This window comes from Shinella sp. OV683 (genome assembly GCF_057787725.1).
This window is the reverse complement of the sequence record NZ_CM173543.1, coordinates 2,766,285-2,788,625: the sequence shown is the minus strand read 5'-3', so window position 1 is coordinate 2,788,625 and position 22,341 is coordinate 2,766,285. Positions and strand designations below refer to the sequence as shown.

Sequence of the window (22,341 nt, the reverse complement as noted above, 5' to 3'; positions counted from 1 at the left end):
GGAAGCAGGAAAATGGCACGTTGGCCTGTTTATGACGAGCAGCAAATCGAAGATGTAGTCGCAGTCCTGCGTTCGGGAGAGGTCAACTCCTGGACCGGACCGCATGTGAAGACTTTCGAGCAGGCCTATGCGCGCTATCTTGGCAATCGCCATGCCATTGCGCTTGCAAACGGCACGGTCGCGCTCGACTTGGCCCTTTACGCGCTCGGAATGGCGCCCGGTGACGAGGTGATCGTGACGCCGCGCAGCTTCGTGGCTTCCGGAGCATGTGTGCCATTCAGCGGCGGCGTGCCGATTTTTGCTGACGTGGAGCCAGATAGCCAGAACATCAGCGCGGCCACCATCGAGGCGAAGCTCTCGCCACGCACGAAAGGAATTATCGTCGTGCATCTGGCCGGCTGGCCGTGCGACATGCCGGAGATAATGGCACTGGCCGCCAGGCATGGCCTATGGGTCATCGAGGATTGCGCACAGGCCCATGGTGCGGAAATCGACGGAAGACCGGTTGGAAGTTTCGGCGATATCGCCGCTTTCTCTTTCTGCCAGGACAAGATTATCACGACGGGTGGGGAAGGAGGCTTGATTTCCATGAACGACGATCGCCTCTGGGAAAGGGCCTGGAGCCGAAAGGATCACGGCAAATCCTACGACACTGTCTTTAATAAGCCTCATCTAGCTGGTTTCCGTTGGCTGCATGAATCGATCGGAACCAACTGGCGCATGACCTCGATCCAGGCAGTTCTTGGGCTGCGCCAATTGGAAAGGCTCAGCGAATGGCACAAGATACGCTCGCGCAACGCAGAGATTCTGGGACGCGCCATAGTCGATCTACCGGCACTTCGCACACCCATGCCTTCGCGACATTATCGGCACGCATGGTATCGCTTCTACACATTCGTCCGGCCTGAACAGCTGAAGAGTGAGTGGAGCCGTGACCGGATTGTTGCCGAGGTGAATGCAGCAGGTGTTCCCTGCTTCACCGGCAGCTGTTCGGAGATGTATCTTGAAAAGTGCTTTGTCGATCTGGGTCTGACTCCCAAGGAGCGACTGCCCGTCGCCAAACAGCTTGGCGAAACCAGTATCGCCTTGTTGACCGATCCGACCATCGACGAGGCAACGGCGGGGCGCAACGGAGCCGTGCTTCGGAGAGTCATCGAGGACGCAACGCTTGACGTACCCGTCCTGTCGAGGGTGGGCACCTGAGCATGGTAAAACCAGTCTTCAGTCGCTTTAGCGAGCTTACACCCGTATCCGTCAATGTTGAGTATCAGGTGCACACCACCTGGACCGACGGCAAAGCGGCTTCGCACGAAATCCTCCAGGTTGCATCGGATCGCCGCCTTGGGGCAATTGCCTTTACGGAACACGTCCGCAAGGACACGGATTGGTTTGCGGGATTTGTCGACGAGATACGCGATGTCTCACAGCTGCAGCCCGCTATGAAAGTCTATGTCGGGTCTGAGACCAAGGCCATGGACGAGAACGGCACGCTCGACATCAACGACGACATATTGAAGGCGAGTGACATTGTCTTGGGTGTCGTGCACCGTTTCCCGGATGGGGCAGGGGGATATCTCGACTTCAAGAATCTCTCGGCCGAGGAGACCGCAGATATCGAATTTCGTCTTTCCATGGGAATGATCCGGCATGCCCCCATCGATGTTCTGGGACATCCCGGCGGCATGTATCAGCGTCGGCACGGTGCATTTCCTGAGCACTATTTCCGCGAGATGATGCGCGCCACGCTTGAGCGCGGAATCGCGATAGAGATCAACTCATCCTATCTCGTCAACATGGATCGGTTCATCTCATTGTGCCGGGAGATCGATCCGATCGTCTCGATTGGCTCTGACGCCCATCACCTCGATGAACTGGCGAAATGCCGCGATACGCTTTTGCAAATGGGGATTGGTCAGCCTTGAAGATTTTCATCACCGGCGCAGGCGCGCTGCTTGGGCAGGGCATTATCAGGGCATTGAAGCGATCGACGCTTGAGGCAAGGATCGTCACGGCAGATCCAAATCCTCTATCGGCGGGTCTCTATTGGGGCGAGCGGGGGCATCTCCTTCCAATGGCAAAGGAGCCGTCGTATCTTGATCGGCTGAGGGAGTTGATCGGCATCGAACGTCCTGATGTCGTCATCCCCGGAACCGATGTCGAGCTTCACATTCTGGCGGCAAACCGACAATCCATCGAGCACGATTTCGACACGCATGTCATCGTCAGCTCGCCGGACGTCGTTGCAACCGCCGATGACAAATGGCTGACCGCCGTGTTCCTGGAACAGCGGGGCCTTGGCCACGTTCCATCTTGCTTGCCCGGAGACGAGGATGCTTTGATCGCTGCAGTCGGTTTTCCGTTGATCGTCAAGCCCCGCGTCGGTGCCAGATCGATCGGCTTCAGCGTCATCCGTAATATGGATCAGTTGCAGCGCGCCATTCGCGAGCAGCCCGATATCGTCATCCAGAAATATGTCGGAAGCGACGCAACGGAGTATACTGCAGGAACGATTACCTTTAACGGGCGTTGCGACGCGTCGATCGTCATGCGGCGCGATCTGCGGGACGGCAATACCTATCGCGCCTTCGCCGAAACCCATGGTGAGTTGAACACGTTCGTAGAGACAGTCGCCAACGCGCTTCAGGCTTACGGGCCGGCCAACTTCCAATTTCGTCTCGACGAAGGCGTGCCACGTATATTCGAGATCAACGGGCGCTTTTCCGGCACCACCGGGGTGCGGGTTCACGCGGGGTTCAACGAAGTCGAAATGTGCATTCGGCATATCCTTTATGGCGAGCCTGTCGTGCAGCCGGTCATCTCGCCAGTGACCATTCTCCGGCACTGGTCGGAAACTGTTTTGCAGCCCGACGAGATCATAAAAGCCTGAGGCCGATGAGATGAACAATGGTGTAAAGCGGATTGCGATTACCGGCGCGACCGGCTTTATCGGATCGCGACTGGTCGACCTGGCGCTTGCACGAGGGACCGAGGTCGTGGCGTTGGTTCGGAATACCGAGGCAATGGTGCATCTCGAGCGACCAGGTCTGTCCGTAAAGGCCTGGCAGTTCGGTGCTGCTTTGCCAGATTTGGGAGAGGTGGACGCCGTCTGTCATCTCGCAGCGTTCATTCCGCCAAATTTTATCGATCCCAGGCATGCTCAACCATGCTTTGAGTTGAATGCGATCGGTGCTTTGCATCTGGCGGCACAGGCGGCAGATCAAGGGATAGGCCATTTCATTTATTTCAGCTCGGGACAGGTTTATGCGCCCGGCCAAAGTTTGGCGGCAGAAGATTCTCCTACATATCCCGCGCACCGAGCGACCTATTATCTTGCTAGCAAGCTCGCAGGAGAACTTTGCGTACAGGCACTTTGCAGCGATCGAGCTCTCACTGCGACGGTCTTGCGACTGGCCTCGGTTTATGGTCCCGGCATGCATGGCAAAGGCATGCTGCCGACCTATATTACACGATTGTCCCGGAACGAAACCGTGACGGTCATGGACGGCGGCTCCTACTGCGTCGACTTCGTCTATGTGGATGACGTCGTGGCGCTTGCCTATCGTGCTGTTGAAGTCAGGGCGTCCGGTGTGTTCAACGTTGGCACCGGGGAAGCGCGCTCATCGCTTGAGGCAGCTCAAATCGTCGCGCATACCATCAGTTCCGGCATGGATATGATTGTCGTGGAAGGCGCTCGGGAGAGACATGGGTTTGCTGCGCTCGATATAGCCAAGGCTTCGGCTCAACTATCGTTCAGACCGCGACGGCTGGAAGAAGGTCTTGCCGCCTGGCGTGAAACCGGTCAGATCAGGAACTTCAATAGATAATCCGACAGACGGTGTGCAAGAGCGACTATGGTTATCGTTGGTGTATCGTTTCCCACCGTCGGGAAAACCGAGCTGCCAGCCACAAAAAGATTGCCGACGCCGTGAACTTTGCAGTTGGCATCGACGACGCCCTTCTCTGGATCCACATGCATCCGGGTCGTGCCCATGTGATGCCATGTCCACATCGGCTTTTCGAGCTGCTCCCATTCCTCAGGTCTAACCTCCAGGTATCCAAGTCCCGAATGCTTGAATTCGCGCTGGAAAATGCTGATCGTTCGCCGAAGACTCTCCAGAGTGAAATTGGACAAATGCCATGACAGCGATGCCAAGGGCAAACCATGCCGGTCTCTCGTCGACGACAAGGAAACCGCGCTTTTCTCATAAGGCTCCGGCTCGATGATGTGATGCAGGCGGAATGCTCTGACCAGCGGCTGCGGCCGGACAATGTGCATGGCCTTTGTCCAACTCATGCTTTTCAACAACCAGCTTAGTCCGAATGCCTTCCCGCTGAGGATTGATTGATCTCGATAGTCGAGCAATGACAGCCGAAGTTGCTCCAGTGTGGTCGAATCCTGCCCAACGTAACAAGGTTCAACCCAAGCTCTGTGGTTGAGTAGCTTCTCTGATTCCTGGATTTCGAAGGGCAGCGTCAAACCTCGCACGCGGAAACGGTGCTCCTTTTCCAGTTTGAGCCGCCGTACGACACGTTGGCGGCGTGCGGTGCGAATACGGTCGAAACGTGCCAATACGTTTCTAATGTTGCCGTCGGCAGGTGTTAACGTGCCTATGGTAAAGCGCGGGTGATCCATGAAATAGCGTCCGACAAGCCCTTGCGGACGCCTTGCGGCCTCGCTGGTGAGCAAAAGGAGTCTGGCATTTTCGATGCCGCCGGCGGCGAGCACGAAAGCCTTTGCGACAACATGAAATCGCCGGTCTGCGGCATCGACGCAGACCGCAGCTCGAATGCTCGTTCCCGTGCTGTCAAATTCCAGATTCAGTACGGTCACTTTCGTCATCACTGTGACGCAAGAAGAGGCTGCGACCGGCTGCTTCATGTGACGCCCCAGTCGGTAGTGTCTGCAGAGCTCTAAATTGTCGGACGATATGAGCCTGGAGCGATCTGGAAAGATGCATTGGCGCTTGGCAAGGGCGTCTATTTCACCAATACCAAGCGTTTCTCGCGCCCGTTCGTAGTAGGGCTTCAAATGGCCGGAATCAAACGGCCAACCACTGTTTTCTACCCATGGTCTGTCTGCAAAGTCCGCAGGATCAAGCGGCTTGCACAACCCTCCCCAGCCAAGTGCTTGTGTGCTTCCTCCGAAACCCTTAAGTCGGCTCGTAGAAAGGGGTGCATAGGGCATACCAGTCTGAGGTTCTTCTCCTCCCTCGGAGGCAAGTGGTCTGTCGGCTAGGCCACCGCTCTCGAGGATGCCAACTTTCCGCGTATGAAGGAAGTTCGAGGCGATCGTCAATCCGCTGGCGCCGGCACCTATGACACAAATATCGAAACACATGACGGCTGGCACGTCCCTGCCGACGATAATCGCCATGCCCAACGCCTCCCACGATGTCGCGCAAAAACCAGCAAGTTCTTCCGCGCTGGCCAACTATAAGGATATTTTGCTGCGCTGAAGCGCAGTATCAGATTCCACCCATATTGACTAATTCTCGGATATTCCGCGCTGTCAAGCTCTACTTGACCTCATTCATTCTGGTTGACGGCAACGTGTCATTGTAAGCGGATGTGAAAGATCACCAAAATCTGCTGCGGGACGCCACGAAGCACTCGATAATGCTCAATCCGGCGCGTTTGCAAACATAGCTACTGGTCTGCTTACGTTTGACGAGGCTGCTTATCCGGCTCAGAAATGCAAGGATTCTCCTGTTAACCCGACGGCTGAAACGCAGACAGAAGATTGGTTCTCGCTGTTTTATAATATACTCTTGCACCAAATGCATGATGTACTGAGGTGCATCGACAGTTGGCATTGCATATCAACGAACGAAGGGATTCCACATGCGCCTAGTGATGATCGGCTCAGGTTATGTTGGCCTCGTATCAGGGGCATGTTTTGCAGATTTCGGCCACGATGTGGTCTGCGTGGACAAGGTTGCGACAAAGATCGAAGCACTGAACAAGGGCATCATGCCGATCTATGAGCCAGGCCTGGCTGCAATCGTACAAAGCAACGTGGCTTCCGGCAGGTTGCGGTTTTCCCTCGATCTCGAAGAAGCGGTCAGGGATGCCGATGTCATTTTCATTGCAGTCGGTACCCCCTCCCGGCGTGGCGATGGTCATGCTGACCTGGCATACGTCTACGCGGCGGCTGAAGAGGTTGCACGAGCCTCGACCGGCTACACCGTGATTGTTACGAAGTCCACCGTCCCGGTTGGGACTTGTGATGAGGTCGAAAGGATAGTCAAACGAGTTAATCCGAATGCCGAAATTGATGTTGTGTCGAATCCGGAATTCCTGCGCGAGGGTGCCGCGATCTCGGATTTCAAGCGCCCTGATCGTATTGTGATCGGCACCAGCAGCGAACGCGCTGCCGAAATCATGCGCGAAGTCTATCGTCCTCTCTACCTTAACGAGTCTCCGATCTTGGTCTGTGAGCGGCGGACGTCGGAACTCATCAAGTATGCCGGCAATGCCTTCCTCGCCATGAAAATCACGTTCATCAACGAGATCGCGGATCTTTGCGAGAAGGTCGGTGCCGATGTTCAGAAAGTAGCGAAGGGGATCGGGCTCGACAAGCGGATCGGCGACAAGTTCTTACACGCCGGACCCGGTTATGGCGGCTCGTGCTTCCCCAAGGACACGCTTGCCTTGGTGAAGACGGCGCAAGACAACGACATTTCTCTTGGTCTTATAGAAGCAACGGTCAGCTTCAATGACAAACGCAAGCGTGCGATGGCTCGGAAGGTTGTGGCAGCTTGCGACGGTAGCGTGCGCGACAAGAAGATTGCCATTCTTGGTCTCACCTTCAAGCCAAACACGGATGATATGCGCGAGTCTCCGTCCCTCTCGATAATTCAGGCGCTTCAAGATGGCGGTGCGAAGATTTTCGCTTATGATCCTGAAGGGATGGAGGCAGCCAGAAGCCAGCTCAACGATGTTTCTTACGGAACGAGCGTCTATGACATCGCCGCCGATGCGGACGCCATAGTGATCGTCACCGAATGGGACGCCTTCCGAGCATTGGATTTCCTGCGCCTCAAGAGAGTGATGAAAAGCCCTGTGCTGGTTGATCTGAGAAACGTCTATAAAAGCGAACAGGTGCAGGCGCTTGGCTTTAGCTACGTCGGCATTGGCAGGGGCGCGACAACATGAAGTACTTCATCACCGGAACCGCTGGCTTCATCGGTTTTCATCTTGCCAGACGGCTCCTCGAATCCGGCCATATCGTTTCCGGCTACGACGGGATGACCCCATACTACGATGTGCGATTGAAGCAGGCGCGGTGTGCCGCCCTAAATCAGTTCCCTACATTCGTTAATCATGTTGCCATGCTCGAAGATCGAGCGCGATTGGAGGATGCTATTGGGGCCTGCCAACCCGCTGTGATCGTCCATTTGGCGGCCCAAGCTGGTGTTCGTTACAGCCTCGAAAATCCGGACGTCTATATCGAGTCCAATTTGATCGGGTCCTGGAACATTCTCGAACTGGCGCGCCGAGTCGGTTGCAAGCATCTGCTGCTTGCGTCAACGTCGTCCGTTTACGGATCCAACGACACTATACCGTTCCGCGAAACGGACCGGGCGGATGAGCCCATGACAATCTATGCTGCGACCAAGAAGGCCATGGAGGTGATGGCGCATTCGCAGTCGCATCTCCACAAAGTACCAACCACTGTGTTCCGGTTCTTCACAGTGTACGGTCCTTGGGGGCGCCCCGACATGGCACTGTTCAAATTCGCAAAGGCCATTCTCGAGGGTCGGGAAATCGAAATCTATGGCGAAGGTAAGATGAGCCGCGATTTCACCTATATCGACGATCTGATTGAGGGAATAGTTCGGCTGGCGGATATCATTCCGAATGAAACAAACCGCGTCACCAACCCGAGCGGTGTGGAGACTTTGTCGGCAGTCGCCCCGTACCGGGTCGTCAACATCGGGGGAGGCCAGCCGCAGCAACTAATGGATTTTGTGGCGATACTGGAGGAGACGCTCGGAAAGAAAACGCATCATAAGATGCTGCCCATGCAGAAGGGTGATGTTCCGAGAACGTTTGCTGCACCGGACTTGCTGAACGCACTGACCGGGTACATTCCGAAGACTGACCTGCGGACGGGAATTGCCGAGTTCACGCGGTGGTACAAGGACATCAGGGCCGAAATCGATCTTTAAATTAGCGGCGCTCAACTGCGAGGAATGTCGAGCTGCTTTACGCGCTGTCCCGAGATCACGAACCGCCCCTGTCGGTTTCATCGTGGCCAATCAAATGCAGGAATTTATCCTTCGGCAAAAACAATGGGGCGATGGTTTTGAAACCCTCGACGCTGTAGTAAATACGCTCGCTTTCAATGGCTAGGATTGTCAGACGACGCCCAGTGCGTTTGGACTGGTAAGCCTCACCAACTCTCAGAAAATCGTGCTCGTTACTCATCAATTGCGCCCGCCGCAGAAGGGGCTTCGAATGCTTGTCTGCAAAACCCTTTTCACGAGCTAACATCTGGCATTCTCCAGGTAAACCAATGGTTCCCAACCCCTACTCGGTTGGGAAGGATATCCCCAATTATCGAAACGGGTTTAATGTCATTCCGCCAAGGAATGGCGCAACAAGGTTGCGCGAAGCTTGCGGCCGTGCACATGTAGATACCTCAGGCGCGAGAAATCCCGCCTGTGCTCTGAAGCCGCTTATGTTTTCGTTCGACCCGGCATTGCTTCACGGGCAATGCAACGCCAACACGCTGTTTTGCTGATTTCCCCAATCGGTCACTTACTGCAATGCTTAGTACTAAATGTTCGAGTAAGGGCTTCCGCCTATACTTGCAGGAGAAAGATTCCCTTTCTCCACATTACCCTCTCGCCCCAAGGGTATTCTTTACCTGACTGTTGCAGATAAACGACAAATTCTGTCGTCACCATGCGATGAGTCGATTCAAGCGTCAACTGGCAGTTAATGCTCTACACTGCTTTTTTAGCGCTTCCTGTTAATGATTAAAATGTCTCTGTGCTCAAGCTTGAGTAGGTCGCACTTCCCGGCGATAGAACGGATTACAACGCAACACGGCAGTCTGTTCGAAACAGCGGCGCAAGCTGGCCAGATCAGTTATGTCAAGCGAACATCCGGGTGCGGATTATGGCGCACAGTCCATCAAGCAGGCTTCGATCACCATTGCCATTTCGGCGGGTTGGTGGCCCAGCGTATGGAGATGCACTCAGCATTCATATCGCCGAAGATGTCGCTAGCGCTTGCGATATCCATCAGAAATACCCCTCGCGCTTCTCCAGCGATCCCGCTTCGTCCTTGTCGCTCAGGCATCGATATGGCGAGAAGGCGTGACGTGTCGCAGCCAGCCGGAAAGATCCTGCTGAACAATCGAGCCTAGCTTCTCCACTTGCGGCGTATAGTAGTCTACCAGACGCCCACGCAGATCATCGCTGAGCGGCGCGTATTCAGGCTCCTGCGCGATGAGCGCGCGCGCATTCTTAAAGAGCGTGCTCTGGCGGAAAGGGCGCACCATGGATTTCAATGGAGCTAGCACTTTGCGCAGTTCAGGGCCGACGACTGCCTCCGTTTTGTCTTTCACCTTTTCAGTGACTGGTGGCACTTTCAGACTGTTATCTAGTCCTAGGAAGGCCTGTACCACATCCAGTTGCTTTTGAGGCTCCGTCTTGATGTTTTCGTAAAGCAGGACGAGGAGCCGTTCGGTCGGGAAAAGATCCAGGTAGCCGCGGAGCTGGTCGTAATAAAGCCCACCATTAAGGAATCTGCCACCGCCGCCATTCCGGGGATCGAGATATTGGACGATGTCCTTGCCAACTTCTCCCCGGCGATAGAGCATGCAATAGTCGGAGTAGGCGCGCTCGATCGGATTGCGGAGCTGGGCGATTAGCCGGACATTCGGCAAATCCTCTCGGATGCGGGATGCCGCCTCCCGGGTGTCCATGTAGGAGTTCGACTTTTCCCCTACCAGCTTCGGGTCGGCGCTGCTTTCGAAATGCGATAAATACCAGGCTGCGCCCTTTTCATAGTGGCGGCTGAAATAGTGGATCTCGGGATCGGGCATGTAGACGCCGGGCTGCTGTTGAAGGGACTGCTGCAACCAGGTTGTGGCGCTCTTTGCCGCGCCGATAATAAGAAAATCAATCTCCTGCAAATGCTGCATGGGCTATCCCCTGTTGTCAGGTATCATCTTGCCGCGGAAGATCTTGCCAGCTCTCCATATATATTCATGACACCTTTTATATGCGCGTCTACCCCATAGTGGCAGAGCGCTTGCTTTTGGGCGGTTTCACTGATGCGCTTCCATTCGGCGGCGTCGGACAGGAGGCGGTGGAGGGGGGCAACGAACGCTTCAGGGATTTCCGGGGGAACCAGATACCCGTTGACACCATCGGTGATAGCTTCGGCGTTGCCGCCATGATCCGTGGCGATCACGGGTGTCCCGAAGAGCATCGCTTCTATCAACGTTCGGCCGAAGGGCTCATTCACGGCGGGCACCAGCAAAGCCTCGACCCCGCACATGAGAGGAGCGATCGGCGATCGGAACCCCATGAGGTGAATTCGGTCAGCAACCCCCAGTGCCTGCGCTCTTGCGGCAACGGCCTCATCCAGCGGCGGCCCGCTAGGCTCTGGTATTCCAAACAATAGGCCATGCAACGGGGGATCAGGAAACTGATCACGATATGATGCGATCACTTCTACGAATTTTAGCGGCCGCTTGCGTTCATTCAGGACACCGAAATAACCCACGAAACGCGCATCGTCTGTCAAACCAAGTTCCCGTATCAGCAACAAGCGGCACTGATCCCGGTTTGGAATGGAAGACGGATGATCAAAAGGACTGTGGAGGACCGTGACCTTGGATTTGGTCGGCATGATCGGTCGACTCGGACGTGCAAACCTCGAAACCGTTAGAATATGGTTCGCCAGAATCGGAGCAAGAAAATTGGCGCCACGCGCCATCGGGTCTCCGCGGTGGTGCCAGAGAAGCTTTGCCCCGGCGAGTCGCGCCGGGATTGCCCATGTGGCATGAATCTGGCCATCGTTGGTATGTACGATCTCGACGTGGTGTTGCTTCAGAAAGCGAACCAATCGGGGCAGCGAGGCGACATAGTCGAGTGCCATCACGATCCGACCGTCCTTGGGGGAACGATGACGTGGAACTAAAACCCGGCTACGGGGAGCGGTCACGAAGGGTATGGCGCGCTCCACCAGATATCGCGAAAGTACGCCGTCTGATTGATGGAGAACAATGAGCGGCCGAACTTTGGCAGGGTCCAGACCGGCAATGAGATTGATGGCGGATATGTGGCTGCCGCCAATTTCGTCACCAATAAACGGAAACGCTACTACGATTGGCTCGGTTTTCACGCAGTTCTATCCTCTATGCCGTTTAGCGATGTCGCGCATCGATTTACCAGTTCCGTGAACTGGCAATCGGGCGTTTTCGTAAGCGGCGCTTACAGAAAAGAAAACTCTTGGCTCATCATGATTTCGCTGGCTGCCGAAAGTCAATGATAAGTTCCGGACCTGCTGCTATTCTAAGGGTCGTGACACAAAATGCGGCAATCGCACCATGCGACCCGGCGTGTACGTTTCATAGCGATACATACTGTGCTATGACGCAGTATTAATATATCGAATTATCATTTGTGTTGAACGCTGCAAAAACCATACTATACTAGGGTCGCCAGCGATGCATGCAAGTGATCGCTGCCTGTGTCATTGCACTTCGAGCACTATCAGGGCGTCCTCTATGAGTATCCTGCGTAGCAATGAAATTTTTCGTTACCTGGTTGCAATATTGTTGATGGTATTTGCTTCGGTTTCAGCAGTATTGGGAGCTGAGGCTGAAGTACTTTCATTTCCAGGCGCTCAAGGCCATGGGAAGTTCAGCCAAGGCGGTCGCGATGGTGCGATTATTGAGGTGACCAATCTGTCCGACAGCGGCCCCGGAAGTTTTCGTGACTGTGCCGAAGGGCATGGACCGCGAAACTGCGTGTTCAGGGTCGGCGGCGTGATCCACCTCAGAACACCGATCATGATACTCGGGCCTAACAGCTTCCTTTCCGTTTTGGGGCAAACCGCGCCGGGCGGCGGAATATTGATCACGATCGATGAGGTCAACGAGAGAAAGATTCATACGCCGCTCATCGTCAAAAAGGCGAGCGATGTTATCATCCGCCACATCAGGATCCGGCCGCGCTTCCCCAATTCGGTGAGAAATGTCGATGCGCTCACGGTCGAAAGCAGCACCAGGGTATATGTGGATCATATTTCCGGATCCTGGGCCACAGACGAAAATTTCAATTCCCACGCAAACACGACGGACCTGACGGTAGCTTACTCGCTCTTCGGTGAGGGCTTGAACAAGCACAGCAAATGCGCGCTACTGGGCTCGGATCCGAGAATCCCACAGAAAATCACCTTCTGGAAGAACGGGTGCATTTCAAACCGCGATCGAAATCCAGACGACAATCACTACGGCGGCTCCTGCATCGACATCATCAACAACATCTTCTTCAATGCGATGTCGGAATGGGGCGAGGTGTTCTCGCAATTTCCGGGCGGAACGCCGATCTCGTTTGTGGGAAACTATTTCAAAGCGGGGCCGAGCACCGACGGCACGACATACGCGATCAACTGGAACGACACCTTAAGCATGGACGGACCGCAGATATATCAACGCGACAACGAGGTATGGAGTCCAGCGTCTAAAAATATTGTTCTGATCGCAGAGGACACGGAACAATTTCTTGTCAAGGAGCCTCCGTGCCCCCTGTCGGTGGACAAGACTGAAACAGCCCTCGAAGCATATGCGGACGTGCGCAAGAATTCGGGCGCCTTCCCCCGAGATGCCGTTGACGCCAGGTTTATCGAAGGGATCGGTGCCGTGGGAGAGAAAGGCGATGGCGCGATGGTCAAGGCGCCTGGAGAGCTTCCGCCGATAGAATCCGGCACTGCCTATGTCGACGCCGATGAAGACGGCATGCCGGATAGTATGGAGACTGAATTCGGTGCGAAGCTCGGCACCAAAGACACCTGGGAGGATTCGAATGGTGATGGTTGGTCAAACTTCGATCAGGTGATGCAGCGGCTTTCCGAACAGCGTATCGCGGGTTTGCAGCCGGGCTGAAGGTTGATGTCGGCTACAGGCATACACCGCCCATGCGTCTCTCCTGGCCAATTCATAAGAGCAGCGCGGCCCCTCGTTACGAACGGGTTGTTTCCGTCGCCTGAATTCCAAATCTTGTAGGATGGGCAAAATTTTCCAATTGTAGGGTACATCAGTATATTCACTTGCGATTAAATAAATAGTTGGTTAAATTGGATAATTGATAGATGAAGGCCCTGCGTGGAAAGTCTTTCATGGTGATGTAAAGCCAAGATCCGAGGGGTCGAAGCGCATGCCGATTGCCGCAGTTTTTGACCGGGTTGAAGCGAGGGCAGGGCGGACGTCCCTCCTGTATCTATTTTTCGCTGCGCTTAGTGTCGGACTGTTCGTAATCAGCACGCATCATGGCATTGGAATTTTGCCGGACTCGACGCGCTATATGCAGATAAGCCCGGTACCCTATGACGCGCCGCTCTATTCGTGGCTTTTGCAATTGGGGCCGTTGATGGGTGCCGGGCATGATGCTGTTGCTTATGCCGCCGGCCTTTTGCTCTACGTCGCCAACACGCTTCTGCTGGTTTACATATTCAATGCGGCGGTCGGGAACCGGTTCTATCTTGTGATCATGGCGATGTTACTGACGGTGCTGGCGCCTCAGTTCGTCCGGGCTCACATCGTTGCCATGTCCGAGCCGCTGTTTCTTTTCCTCATCCTCGCGACGATATTGTTGCTGGTGAGATTCATCGAAGAGGGTGACATACGGGTATTGGGTTTGGCGGGCATATCGCTCGGCCTGTGCATGCTGACGCGTTTCACAGCTGCTCCATTCGCCTTGGCGTTCGCAACGCTGCTGCTGATATGCGATGCAAAGTGGAGCCTTGCTCGCCGCATCCGTAACATTCTATTGCTTGGCGCGGTCAGCGGCGCCATTTTTACCTTGTGGGCGGTTGCCAGCAAGGTGATGACAGGACGGGCGACGGGGCGCTCTTTTGCTTTGAATGGCAATCCAGACGACGAACGTTGGCTTTCCGGTGTGGACAGCCTGTCGGCATTCATGATTCCCACGCTTGTCCCCGCCATCATCCGCTACACCCTTACTCTCTGCCTGATCTTGGGAGTCGCCTACTTGACTTGGCGCGCTTGCATGCGGGTGGCAAGAGATGGCAGTATTTCGAGACCCGACGTGCTCTCAGCCGTTTTCGGCCTGTCGGCTGCTTGGTACCTCGCTTTCCTGATCGTTGCGGTCAACATTGAAGCAAACCTCCCTCTCAACGGGCGCTACCTTTTCCCCGTATACATCGCTTCTATCGTGGTTATTTTTTCCGCCCTGGGAGAGCGCCGACATAGTTGGCCGCCAATGGCGGAACTTGCCGTCGTCCTGCTGATGATTGTCGTGATCGCGGGCCATGCCGTTAGGACGGGCAGCCAAACGCGAGAGGCTTATCTCGATGGACTCGGGTATCAGGGGCCAAAATGGCGAAGCTCGCCGATTATCCTTGCGGTGGAACGCTTGCCGCGCGACGCACAGATATTCAGCAATGCGCCCGATGCTATAAATTACCTGACCGGCAGGCACGCCAAAATGGTGCCCACCAAATTCGAGCGACGAACCGGCGTAGAAGATAACGACAATCCCTATGCAGCACAGATCACCACTCTGAGGGATACCCTTCAGCAGGGCAACGCCTACGTGGTTTTTGTCGATAACGTCGACTGGCGCTTCTATCTGGCGGCGGAGGACGACCTCCGCAAAGACGCCGCATTGAAACAGATGCAGATTCAACCTGATGGTAGGATCTACGGCCCCTAAATGTTTGGCGACACGCGCTGACGATCCTGGAGGATACGCAATGGCTTTGGAAGGCAGCTTGAGGAAAAGTTCTCCGGTGCGTCGAGGTACGATCAAGGATTATATAGCGATCGCCAGATTCGATCACATGACGAAGCACATCTTCATTGTGCCGGGCATTGTCCTCGCTTACGCCTTGCAACACGCTCAAGTAACCAACCTGGTTTTCTCTGTCGTCGTGGGCCTCTTCAGCGCCGTCTGCATTGCGTCCGCGAACTATGTGATCAACGAGTGGCTGGACAGGGAGTTCGATGCCGCTCACCCGACAAAGTCACAGCGCAGTTCCGTCGTATCCGTACTCGACCCTCGCTTTGTCTATGCCGAGTATGTGATTCTGGCTCTGGTTGGTCTGCTCGCGGCCTATTTCGTCGGCAAACTGTTCTTCTTCACATCATTGGCGTTCGCCGTTTCGGGGCTGATCTACAATGTTTCGCCCGTGCGCACCAAGGACAAGCCTTATCTCGATGTGCTGAGTGAATCGATCAACAATCCGATCCGGCTGCTGCTTGGCTGGGCTATGGTCGATGGGAGTACATTGCCGCCGAGCAGCGTGTTGCTCGGCTATTGGATGGTCGGCGCATTTCTCATGTGCGCCAAAAGGCTCGGCGAATTCAGGGAAATCGTGGCGACCTCGGGTACCGCGGTGCTGGGTTTCTATCGCCGCTCGTTCCGGTTTTACACTCAGGAAAGCCTGATGGTTTCCTGCTTTGTTTACGCGATGATGTCGGCCTTCCTGCTGGGCGTCTTTCTCATCAAGTACCGCATCGAATACATAATCGTCTTTCCGTGCATAGCCGGGCTTTTCGCTGTCTATTTGTGGCTTGCCACGAGGCCGGGTTCGGTTGCGCAGCGACCCGAGCGGCTGTTCCATTCGCGCCGCCTCACGGTGATGCTGGGGGCGACTGTTGTCGCTTTTGTCGTTGGCACGTTCGTGGACATGCCTTTCCTGGACTACTTCACATCCGCATCTTTCATCAGTTTCCCAGCGTCTTGGTAGAGCTAAAATGCCGCTTGTAAATGGCCCCTTGGACTGGAGCAGGATCCAACTTATCGTTTTTGATGTCGACGGAACCTTGTATGATCAGCGGCCGATGCGGATTTCAATGCTCGCGTCTTTGCTGGTCCATGTAATGAAGTCGAGAAGCTTTGATGTGCTGCGCATCCTGCGCGTTTTTCGACAGCTTCGCGAAGAACTGGCAGAAAGCATGGCGCCGAATTTCGTCGACCGCCAATATGAACTCGTGGCAGAACAATGTGGTTGCGACGCTTCCACGGTGCAAAAGGTGGTGGACGAGTGGATGGAACGCAGACCACTTCGGGTGCTGCTTCGCTATCGCTTGCCAGGTCTGGCAGAGGTGTTTCGAGCGGCTGCTGAGCAACGCAAGACCATCGGAGTGTTCTCCGATTATCCGGCTCGCGACAAGATGGAGGCCCTGCGCCTTGATGCGGATATCGTCGTTTCGGCTGGCGACCCCGAAATCGGCTTCCTGAAGCCGCATCCGCTCGGGCTGCACCGTTTGCTGCAGCTAGGCAATGTCCCTGCAGAAAGCGCGATCATGATCGGTGACAGGGTGGAACGAGATTGGGCCGTGGCAAACAAGCTGGGTGTTCGCGCCTTGATACGCACGGCGAAAAGTATTCCGGGCGTCGACACGTTTACTAGCTACAAAGACAGTATGTTCCAAGATCTGCTGCGCGGAGCGGGAAAGTGAAGATGAACCATATCAGGCTTGCTTCGATCTTCGAAACGTCCATGGTTCTCCGCTACCTCACGGCTGGCGCCATAGCAGCCGTCGTGCAAATAGTCGCATTGTTCCTTCTCGTTCAATCAATCAGAGCTCCAGAAACCGCGCTGTCATGTGCAGCGTTTGTCGTGGCCGTGGTCGTAAACTACTTGCTCCAGAGGACGTTTACGTTCGGCTCCGACGCTCCGCATAGTATCGTATTTCCGCGATTTGCAACCGTTGCTTTTTTCGGGTTTTTTCTTAACGCTATTATCTTCTATGCTTTTTCGCACGCCATGAACTACTTGTTGGCGCAGTTCTTTACCATACTGATCGTTTTGATATTCAACTTCGTGATGAACAAGAAATTCGTATTTTCCTACAAGCAGTGAAGGAGGTTCGGCTCTTGGCGCCAATGTGCGGAACGAACATTAAGATCATGCGGTAGTGCGCATTTGCACTTCTAAGAACGCAAGAGGATGGAAATGCGCATTGCGATCGTGCAGGCAGGCTTGAGCGCCGGGGGGACAGAACGTGTCGTCAGCCTCTTGGCGGGCGACAGATGCAACCGAGGCGACGAAGTACATGTCTTCGCCTTTGTGCAAGCAGATGAAGAAAGCTATTTCCCCTTGCATCCCGATGCGATGATTCACCGGCTGGTCGAAAACGATACCAGCGGACTTCTCAGGATCGGCTTCATACGGAGTTTCAGGCGTGTCCTGATGTTGAGGGCCGAGTTCAAACGATTGCGTCCCGACCTCGTAGCCTCGTTTCTTACCAAGATTAATATCCTCTCCGTAATTGCTACACGTCGGCTGAATGTCCCGGTGATTATTTCCGAACGAAACAATCCGCAGGTGCAGGAGAGGCACTGGTTGTGGAAAGTAGTGTCAGCTTTCATATTACAGCAGGCAGACGCGCTGGTGATGCAGACAATGGCGATTGCGCAAACGCTTCCTGCAGCGCTGAGGTCGAAGGCCTTCGTCATCGGAAATCCTTGCCAACTACCCGAAAGGAACGGCGAGCCCAACCGCACTCTCGGTCTTGTCGCGGTCGGCCGTTTAGTCGGACAAAAGGGTTTTGATATCCTGATCGAAGCATTCGGCAAGGTCGCAGCCGACTTTCCCGACTGGTCCATGACAATTTACGGCGAGGGTCCCGATCGGGTTGACTTGCAAAACCAAATTACGTCGTCGATGCTGGAGGACCGGGTCCATATGCCGGGTGTTACGGAACGCGCCGGCGACTGGATACGTGACGCTTCGATCTTTGTGTTGAGCTCACGATACGAGGGATTTCCCAACGTCCTGGTCGAGGCGATGGCCGCCGGGCTGCCGGTCATTTCGACCGATTGCGATTTTGGCCCTTCCGAGATCATAGAGGCTGATGTCTCCGGCTTGCTTGTACCGGTCGACGATGCTCACCGGCTTGCAGCCGCCATGCGGCAATTGATGCAAGATGAAGCGCTTCGGCGCGAGATAGCAGAACGGGCACAGAACGTCACCTCCAGATTTGCAAGTGAGGTCATCATGGGCAAGTGGGACGCCTGCTTTCACAGTGTCCACTGCAGCAGGATGGAGCGCCGGGCGAAGAAGGGAATGCGGCTTGGCTCTTGGTGGCAGGCGTTGCGGTAGAGGAGGCGAATGTGGACGAGGCAACGTTGAGTTTCACGAACGATCGGCAGCCCGAGGTCCTGTTGCATATCGGCTATCACAAAACCGGCTCAACTTACCTTCAGAACCACTTCTTCAAACCTGAAAACGGATTTTCCAGTGACGTCGGCGAAAACCGCACGCGCATCGTTCGGGATATTGTCTTTCCCGACAACTTCAAGTTCGACGCCGATCAATGCGCCGCCGTGTACCAGCCGTTTATTGACGCCGCAGCTGCGAAAGCTCTGTGTTTCGTCCTGAGTCATGAAAGGTTATCGGGATATCCTCCAAGTGGAGGCTACGATCGGATGCTGATCGCGCAACGGCTCGCCGAGACGTTCCCAGGATCGCGCGTGCTCATCATTGTTCGCGAACAAGTATCGCTGATACGCTCATTATACAGCCAGTCGATTACCGATGGCGGAGACCTGTCCCTCTCGCGCTTCCTCGAACAGCCTGAGCCGAGACTTGGCCGAATGCCGGGATTTCGCCGGGAAGTGTATGAGTTCGATCTGCTGATCTCTTACTATCATAAACTGTTCGGTGCAGAGCGTGTGCTGGTCCTGCCATTTGAAATGATGGTGCAGGACTTGCCACAATTTCTCCAGCGGATATCCGTATTCGCTCATCGCGAACCACCGTCCTCCATGCCGGCTGTTGTCAGCAATCAACGGCGGCCGGTGACGATGCAACTTGCTCAACGGTGGGGAAATCGATTTTTTAGCAACAACGAACTCAGTCGCGGGGCCCTCATCAATATTCCGCGCTTCCAAAGACGGTTCGCGGTTCTCGAACGGGCATTTCGGCTTGTCACGCCAAAATGGATTGACGACAAGCTTCACAACGCCATCAACACGCGGATCCGAAACTGGGTCGGCACGAGCTACGCCGAGAGCAACAGCCGCACCTCATCTCTCGCCGGAATAGATCTCAGGGCATATGGCTATGTTGTGACTACTGGATGAATCTACTCTATCTGACCATGTGTCTGCGCATCAATACATGGACGGGTCTATCCAAAGCGGCTTCCCTCAGCCTTGTAGCTGGTTTTCAGTGCATATCTGTGAGCGTTCCATTGACGGTGCGCTTACTTTAACAGATGCTTACGGACGGGGAGGACGGCCAATGAAAACGCTTCAGTGGACCGGCGCATTCTTAACAGTCACAATGGTTGATGTTGTCAATCCGGCCAATCCAACGGATGACGTCGTGCAAGATTTTCTCGGCCATGCCAATCCTGATTTCTGGCAGGGTGACCCGAACGGCACCAAGCTTCTCGGAACCAAAGCGAGCGACCTCGTTTTCCTTGACAACAAACTGTTCTCCAGCCCGCGCCTGGAAGACATCACGGTTTTCGATATGCGAGGCGGCGATGACGTGGTGGATCTGAGTTCAAACCGATTCAGCTACGGCAAAGCGAAATTGATCGGAGCTGGTGGCGATGACTGGCTGTTCGGCAATTCCGGCCGGGACCATATCCTCGGTGGAGATGGCGCCGACCGGCTCAAAGGCAATGGCGGTTCCGACGTTATCATTGGTGGGAACGGAGATGACCAAATGTTCGGCGGGGCGCAAAGGGATGTCTTTGTCGTCGACGCGTCAGATGGAAGCGACAACATTTACGATTTTGCGACAAGCGGCAAACAGCACGATGTCGTGGATGTCTCGCAGGTCGCATTTATACGAGATTTCGACGACCTCCTGGCGCATGCCATAATGGAAAACGGCGAGCTGAAGATCACCTTCAATGACGGAAACTATCTGCGCATGTATCACCTGGATAAGAGCGATCTGAGAGCTGACGATTTCCTGTTCTGATATCCATGCCTCGTTTGTTGCAGCGGGCGAACGACGAGAAATGTCATACTTTCTGATGAGACGGGGGGCATTGTATGCCGAATGGTATATTGTCTGAAGAAGAATAGGGGTGCATAGCAAGTAGACGCCGAATGTTCTTGAGAAATGCCCGCTTGTGTCGTGTTCTTCTCCTTCATGGACGAGTAGAGCGAGTGTGCATCTATGAAATCGGCTGCATCGCACCATCGAGGATGAAAGATGGCTAAGCATAAGATTACGAGCAACGCGACATCGGGGTTCAATACTGAGGCCGATTTCGACAGCTGGGTGGTTCTCGCGGGCGTTACCGTGGATGTGGCACACGATCAAGCGTTCTTCGGAGGAAAATCCTGGGAATACAATACCTTTACCATAAGGGGGACAGTCCAGACCACAGGCAATTTCAATGCTTTTCACCTGAAAGCCAACCATACAACCGTGATAGTAGAAGACGGCGGGGCGATCCATTCGGCGAAAAGCGCAATATTGATGCTCGACAATAATTGTAAAGTATTCAATGACGGAACGATTGATGCAATTGATTTTGGTGTGCGCCTTTATGGCGAAGAGAGTCGTTTAACTAATGATGTTCATGGCTCCATCTCCTCCGACAACACCGGTGCAAGCGTCGCTGGGGCCAATAGTGAAGTCAAAAATTATGGCACAATCGAGGGCTTGGTCGGCGTCTCGGTAACGGCTACATCGGGTACATTTGAACTTCTCAACGCCCAAGGCGGAACCATCCAAGGCTCAAAATACGCCTATGCAGGAAGCTCCGAGCGAGACAATGTAGAAAATCACGGTCAGTTTGTCGGTGACGTCTATCTGCGCAGCGGCGCCGATACCTTCATATCTGTGGGGGGAACTGTTACAGGCAGCGTCTTTGGAGGGACGGGTAACGACACTTTTTACATCGATCAGCTTGGCCTGAATCTGGTGGAAATCGCGGGCGGTGGAGCAGACGTTGTCAACACGTCCGTCGGATACACGCTGGGGGATTTCTTCGAGAACCTTGTTCTTACGGGCGCGGCCGCAATAGACGGAACCGGAAACGCCCTCCGCAATAAGATTCAGGGCAACTCGGCGGTGAACAGCCTCTCGGGACTCGGAGGTCGGGATAATATTTCCGCGGGCGCAGGCAACGATCTTGTCAGTGGTGGCACCGGCGGCGATACGCTGGATGGCGGTATCGGCGCGGATCACATCCACGGAGGGGCCGGCGGGGACGTTATCACAGGCGGAAGCGGTCGAGATCACATTGTCGGAGAGCAAGGAAATGACCGGCTGGCGGGAGGCTCGGCTCGCGACCATTTCGTATTTGCAGATGGGCACGGCAAGGACAGGGTCATCGACTTTCATGCGAAGGGCTCGCAGCATGACGTGCTTGATCTCACGGACGTGTCAGCGATACTAAGTTTTAGCGACCTGAAACATTCCCATATACACCAAGTTGGGGCGGATGTAGTGATAACCGATGACACCAGCCAGATTGTGCTCGTGGATGTCCAGTTGTCGGACCTCACGAAGCGGGACTTCCTGTTCTAAAGACTTTCCGCTCACCTCTTGTCACGTGGTTGACAGCGTTGTCACCAGATGTGCTGCGAAGAGGATTCTTGCCGCATGCATTCGTTTGAAAGCTGAGCGTTGCTGACTGGCTGGCTGGGACTGACCGGCTGGATAAGTCCGCTGCGGCAGAATTCGTTCTCCGCTGCGCTGTAGTCAAAGAGTTGCTGGCAGGAAGTGTCGGATGATAACGGCTCTGCCGGTTTTAACATCCGAATATCTGACCTCATGCGACACGTCTCTGGCCAGGTGGGCAAAGAGTCTGCTCAGCGGTGCGAGCACGGAAGAAGCATGCAGGTCTTTCTGTTCGGAGGGTGAGGGTTCTTTTGAGCAACTGCAAGAAAGAAGCCCCGTCGCCGTTGAACTGTACCCGGGCGGTTACTAATGTAACAACGCGAATTTGCGAAACTCGTCAGATGGCGAGGCCATCACGCCCGGATGACTGGATTAATACTGTGGAATTGTTTCATGGAAATGTCGCGATTCTTTGTCGTGTTGGGAAAGATCTGAGGATAGCTTGGAGGCTTCGTGATGGTTTAACGGAAGCGCCAAGTCATCCAAGGGGACAAGACAGGATCGCAGAAAAGCACTGTCTGCAGAACCCGGACC

Annotated in this window: 19 protein-coding genes; 15 read left to right on the top strand and 4 right to left on the bottom strand. The window is 54.7% G+C overall.

The genetic code is table 11. The annotated features are described in order from the left end of the window. Positions 1 to 12 precede the first annotated feature (12 nt). From ACXHRN_RS13285 to ACXHRN_RS13270, 4 genes are read left to right on the top strand one after another with little or no spacing between them, the layout of a single operon-like run. The gene (locus ACXHRN_RS13285) at positions 13 to 1,203 is read left to right on the top strand and encodes a DegT/DnrJ/EryC1/StrS family aminotransferase (protein ID WP_488636795.1); all 1,191 of its coding nucleotides are present in this window, start codon (positions 13 to 15) and stop codon (positions 1,201 to 1,203) included. A gap of 2 nt (positions 1,204 to 1,205) precedes the next feature. Continuing rightward, entirely contained in the window at positions 1,206 to 1,922 is a 717-nt protein-coding gene (locus ACXHRN_RS13280) for a PHP domain-containing protein (protein ID WP_488636794.1), read from the top strand. Then, a complete protein-coding gene (locus ACXHRN_RS13275) occupies positions 1,919 to 2,887 on the top strand; it encodes an ATP-grasp domain-containing protein (protein WP_488636793.1) in 969 nt (322 codons plus the stop codon). Before ACXHRN_RS13280 ends, ACXHRN_RS13275 begins: the two co-directional genes overlap by 4 nt. Before the next feature lie 10 nt (positions 2,888 to 2,897). Beyond that, positions 2,898 to 3,824, top strand: a complete 927-nt coding sequence (locus ACXHRN_RS13270) for an NAD-dependent epimerase/dehydratase family protein (RefSeq protein ID WP_488636792.1) — start codon at positions 2,898 to 2,900, stop codon at positions 3,822 to 3,824. Here ACXHRN_RS13270 and ACXHRN_RS13265 read toward each other — a convergent pair. Beyond that, positions 3,800 to 5,374 carry a GMC oxidoreductase gene (locus ACXHRN_RS13265; protein ID WP_488636791.1) on the bottom strand — a complete coding sequence of 525 codons (1,575 nt, stop codon included), beginning with the start codon at positions 5,372 to 5,374 and terminating at the stop codon, positions 3,800 to 3,802. The two genes, ACXHRN_RS13270 and ACXHRN_RS13265, sit on opposite strands and share 25 nt — an antisense overlap. A gap of 467 nt (positions 5,375 to 5,841) precedes the next feature. Here ACXHRN_RS13265 and ACXHRN_RS13260 point away from each other — a divergent pair, with 467 nt between their 5' ends. Both ACXHRN_RS13260 and ACXHRN_RS13255 read left to right on the top strand, forming a co-directional pair. Further along, positions 5,842 to 7,155 carry a UDP-glucose dehydrogenase family protein gene (locus ACXHRN_RS13260; protein WP_488636790.1) on the top strand — a complete coding sequence of 438 codons (1,314 nt, stop codon included), beginning with the start codon at positions 5,842 to 5,844 and terminating at the stop codon, positions 7,153 to 7,155. Beyond that, a complete protein-coding gene (locus ACXHRN_RS13255; protein ID WP_488641769.1) occupies positions 7,152 to 8,171 on the top strand; it encodes an NAD-dependent epimerase/dehydratase family protein in 1,020 nt (339 codons plus the stop codon). The genes ACXHRN_RS13260 and ACXHRN_RS13255 overlap by 4 nt, the downstream gene beginning before the upstream one ends. A gap of 55 nt (positions 8,172 to 8,226) precedes the next feature. Here the strand turns inward: ACXHRN_RS13255 and ACXHRN_RS13250 are convergent, their stop codons facing one another. The 3 genes from ACXHRN_RS13250 to ACXHRN_RS13240 form a co-directional block, all read right to left on the bottom strand. Then, positions 8,227 to 8,496 (bottom strand): hypothetical protein, encoded by a 270-nt coding sequence (locus ACXHRN_RS13250; RefSeq protein WP_488641768.1) that lies wholly within the window; start codon positions 8,494 to 8,496, stop codon positions 8,227 to 8,229. 805 nt (positions 8,497 to 9,301) lie between these two features. Continuing rightward, positions 9,302 to 10,156: a sulfotransferase family protein gene (locus ACXHRN_RS13245; RefSeq protein ID WP_488641767.1), complete on the bottom strand. Its 855-nt coding sequence runs from the start codon at positions 10,154 to 10,156 to the stop codon at positions 9,302 to 9,304. A gap of 23 nt (positions 10,157 to 10,179) precedes the next feature. After that, complete coding sequence (locus ACXHRN_RS13240) at positions 10,180 to 11,364, bottom strand: glycosyltransferase family 4 protein (RefSeq protein ID WP_488641766.1); 1,185 nt, start codon at positions 11,362 to 11,364, stop codon at positions 10,180 to 10,182. Between the two features lie 385 nt (positions 11,365 to 11,749). Between ACXHRN_RS13240 and ACXHRN_RS13235 the strand changes: the two genes are divergently transcribed. From ACXHRN_RS13235 to ACXHRN_RS13195, 9 genes are all read left to right on the top strand, one after another. Then, positions 11,750 to 13,129, top strand: a complete 1,380-nt coding sequence (locus tag ACXHRN_RS13235; RefSeq protein WP_488641765.1) for a hypothetical protein — start codon at positions 11,750 to 11,752, stop codon at positions 13,127 to 13,129. A 271-nt stretch (positions 13,130 to 13,400) separates the two neighbouring features. After that, complete coding sequence (locus tag ACXHRN_RS13230) at positions 13,401 to 14,918, top strand: ArnT family glycosyltransferase (protein ID WP_488641764.1); 1,518 nt, start codon at positions 13,401 to 13,403, stop codon at positions 14,916 to 14,918. Positions 14,919 to 15,045: 127 nt separating this feature from the next. Beyond that, positions 15,046 to 15,954 (top strand): UbiA family prenyltransferase, encoded by a 909-nt coding sequence (locus tag ACXHRN_RS13225; RefSeq protein ID WP_488641763.1) that lies wholly within the window; start codon positions 15,046 to 15,048, stop codon positions 15,952 to 15,954. Positions 15,955 to 15,961: 7 nt separating this feature from the next. Next, positions 15,962 to 16,669: an HAD family hydrolase gene (locus tag ACXHRN_RS13220; protein WP_488641762.1), complete on the top strand. Its 708-nt coding sequence runs from the start codon at positions 15,962 to 15,964 to the stop codon at positions 16,667 to 16,669. Between the two features lie 2 nt (positions 16,670 to 16,671). After that, positions 16,672 to 17,073, top strand: coding sequence for a GtrA family protein (locus ACXHRN_RS13215; protein ID WP_488641761.1), 402 nt, complete (start codon positions 16,672 to 16,674; stop codon positions 17,071 to 17,073). Positions 17,074 to 17,166: 93 nt separating this feature from the next. Then, on the top strand, positions 17,167 to 18,315 hold the full coding sequence (locus tag ACXHRN_RS13210) for a glycosyltransferase family 4 protein (protein ID WP_488641760.1): 1,149 nt from the start codon (positions 17,167 to 17,169) through the stop codon (positions 18,313 to 18,315). An 11-nt stretch (positions 18,316 to 18,326) separates the two neighbouring features. Next, the gene (locus ACXHRN_RS13205; RefSeq protein ID WP_488641759.1) at positions 18,327 to 19,298 is read left to right on the top strand and encodes a hypothetical protein; all 972 of its coding nucleotides are present in this window, start codon (positions 18,327 to 18,329) and stop codon (positions 19,296 to 19,298) included. A 160-nt stretch (positions 19,299 to 19,458) separates the two neighbouring features. Beyond that, complete coding sequence (locus tag ACXHRN_RS13200; protein ID WP_488641758.1) at positions 19,459 to 20,151, top strand: calcium-binding protein; 693 nt, start codon at positions 19,459 to 19,461, stop codon at positions 20,149 to 20,151. A gap of 237 nt (positions 20,152 to 20,388) precedes the next feature. Further along, the gene (locus ACXHRN_RS13195) at positions 20,389 to 21,714 is read left to right on the top strand and encodes a calcium-binding protein (RefSeq protein WP_488641757.1); all 1,326 of its coding nucleotides are present in this window, start codon (positions 20,389 to 20,391) and stop codon (positions 21,712 to 21,714) included. Positions 21,715 to 22,341: the final 627 nt, after the last annotated feature.